Genomic DNA, 2788 nt, shown 5'->3' with positions numbered 1-2788 from the left:
AATATGGTTTTATATTATCACAGGCATTTCATATTGGGAATGCCTGTGTAGTAACCATTTCTTATTTCGGTTGTGAGCCTTATTTTCCTTAAAATAGAAAAGCCTGTCCCAAAACCTGTTGATAATAAACATAGACTTTTATTTTTAAGAAATGAATTAATTGGAGGAGTAAAGGAAATTAAAAAGCAAACATATCTATGGATAACAATATTAGTCTTTTCATTTATTAATATTGCAACGTCAAGTATTATGTCCATTTTATTACCATGGCTAATTAAAATTTATTATAAAATGCCTCCTTATACATATGGCATTTTAATAACAGCTAGTGGAGTAGGTTCACTAATTACAGCATTTATTTTTAGTCTACGAAAAAAGTGGAAGCACAGAGGACTTATAGCTTATTCTAGTTTTGTTTTTGTAGGAATTGCTCTAAGTGGTATAGCTTTTATTAATTGGTTCCCATATCTTATTTTTGTAATGGTTATAAGTGGTGCAATTATAATGCTTTTTTCTCTAATATGGGAAGGAAGTTTACAAGAACTAATTCCTATTGATTCTTTTGGTAAAGTTGCAAGTCTTGATATGATGGGTTCTTATATTCTTTTACCACTTGGTTATCTCATAACAGGTTGGTTGTCACAAAGCATTGGTGGTGTTCTCACCTTATTATATGAATCATTATTTTTAGTTGTTTTAAGCATAATCCCTTTACTTATTTCTTCAATTAGAAAATTTGACTAATTAAATTTTTGATTTAAAACTGTGTTACATTCAGAATATCAATACACGCTTAATAAAGTAAACCCATATTTTTAGATATGAGTTTACTTTTGTCGACATAATTTACGATTGTGAACTAACTATTTAAAAATATTATACTAATAATACCATAAATATTTTAAATAGAGCAAATTTACAACGTTCAAGGAATGGTATATAGCCTCAAAGTGAATATAACTCAATTACTATTATGTTACTTTCACTTTGGGCGTATTTCAAATTTACAATATTATTCTTCTTATGTTTTAAAAATGCCTTTTCATACTTATGGATAAAAATATTTTTAATGCTATATTTTATTAAAATAAGGAAATTATGTTATAATATATATGATATTGTAACATAACTTTTTAGTTTATTAATCTCTACTGTTTTGACTGTATCAATATTATTAAGCCCATCAATTAGTGTTTACGCAAAAGGAGTACAAGTCTCACCTAAAAACAATAATACAACTGTAAATATTAAAGTTGATAGTCTTAGTGCTTCGTTGCAAAATCAACTTAGTAATCGGGCACAAGTTGTTCGTAAGCAACAAAGTACTAGTTTACAAAGTGCTAGTTTTTCTAATTTGGAAAGGAATTCGGGAGGGCGTAATGTACGTTCATTGAATTCAGGTAATGGATCTGTAGTAGTCAGTTCTAATAATAAATCTTCAGGTTTAGTGACAAGTGAAGGTGAAATCCCTGTTCTTACAACAGTATCTTATCATGTGTCAGAAGATTATTATAACGGCAATTTCAGGTTAAATTTTTGGATTGATTCAATAGTTGGTCCGGCGCCGTATGCGGTTGATGAACAATTAGAATTTTACTCTGAACCATCTATTTCTGGTCCCGTAACTATAACGACAACTCCATTAATTTCAAAGGTCGGAGATGTTACAATAGGATTATTAGGGTCAGTTGAGGTTCCGGCTAGAACAACGTTCTTTGCTGTAGGTGGTGCGTGGTTGTTAGCGGGTGATGGAGATCAGGTAAGTACACAGGCAATCTCTATTTCATCAACTATCTTGCAGAATAAGATAGCTCAAAACTTTCCAGAATATGTTGATCCGGTGTCTAAACAAGATGCAGCAACATCTATAAATACTACTTGGAAAAAGCTATCATCATCACCTAGCTGGAATAGTAGACAAGCCTATATTAATCAATACAATTCTGCGTATGGCACTCAACCCGATAGCTTTTGGAGTAGCGTTCAAATTCATCATATTCGCCCGCGCATTTATGGTGGGTTAGATGATTTTTCAAATTTGATGCCAGTACCAAATACAAATAGTGAACATTCGTTAATTACGACATGGTTTGTGAACTACTAGAGAGAGGTGTTCCGTTGCATGAATAAACAAATAGAACGAGTCATTGAAAGTCTGAAAATAAGGAGTTCTAACGAACAAAATTCTTTTAAAATTTTCCAACTTGGTCGGTTGCCTGTAGATGTAACATGCAAGTTTTATCCAGGAGCCACAGTAACAGAACTTAGAAAGTTAAAAGAATTAGGTTTGCCGGCTGATTACTTAGATTTTTTACGCATAACTAATGGGTTAGAGCTTTTTGATGAGGGTGGAAGTATGAGTGTTATTTGTCACATCTACTCTGTGCAAGAGGTATTTAAAGTAAGAGATTTTATGAAAAATAGTGGATTTTACTCGGAAGAAGATTTATTCCCGATTTTGCAGTTACGTGATATTGGGGAAATCTATATTAATCGTATTAAATATGTTGCTGGTGAGAATTATTTGTCTTATCCATTTCCTGATAATAACTATTTCCAATTTAGCTTTGCTGAATGGTTAGAGCGTTTCGTTGTTGGTGAGGGAAGTGAATTTTGGTATTTTTTAAACCTATAAAAATGGTGAATTAGTGATGTGTTGTCCCCCATAAAAAAATATAATATACTTTTTTAAAATTACCTAAATGATTATAAACTTAATAAAGGCATTCAATATAATAGACTTGTTGTAAAATGAAGTTGAACCAATAAAAAATCCATAGTGGATTAA

3 protein-coding genes are annotated in these 2788 nt (G+C 31.2%); all 3 read left to right on the top strand.

Annotated elements, in window-relative coordinates; all coding sequences use genetic code 11:
- Window positions 1-72 precede the first annotated feature (72 nt).
- Window positions 73-744 carry an MFS transporter gene (locus tag Q0649_RS18255; RefSeq protein WP_298845400.1) on the top strand — a complete coding sequence of 224 codons (672 nt, stop codon included), beginning with the start codon at window positions 73-75 and terminating at the stop codon, window positions 742-744.
- Between the two features lie 412 nt (window positions 745-1156).
- Complete coding sequence (locus tag Q0649_RS18250; protein ID WP_298845398.1) at window positions 1157-2104, top strand: HNH endonuclease signature motif containing protein; 948 nt, start codon at window positions 1157-1159, stop codon at window positions 2102-2104.
- Window positions 2105-2122: 18 nt separating this feature from the next.
- Window positions 2123-2635, top strand: coding sequence for a hypothetical protein (locus tag Q0649_RS18245; RefSeq protein WP_298845396.1), 513 nt, complete (start codon window positions 2123-2125; stop codon window positions 2633-2635).
- Window positions 2636-2788: the final 153 nt, after the last annotated feature.

This window comes from uncultured Clostridium sp., assembly GCF_937920395.1.
Lineage (GTDB): Bacteria > Bacillota > Clostridia > Clostridiales > Clostridiaceae > Clostridium_AD.
Note: the sequence above shows the minus strand (reverse complement) of the source record. Positions and strands in the feature narration are given on the sequence as shown.

Coding starts and splice junctions, on each gene's coding strand:
- Q0649_RS18245 (WP_298845396.1), top strand. CDS start 2,123: ATGAATAAACAAATAGAACGAGTCATTGAAAGTCTGAAAATAAGGAGT.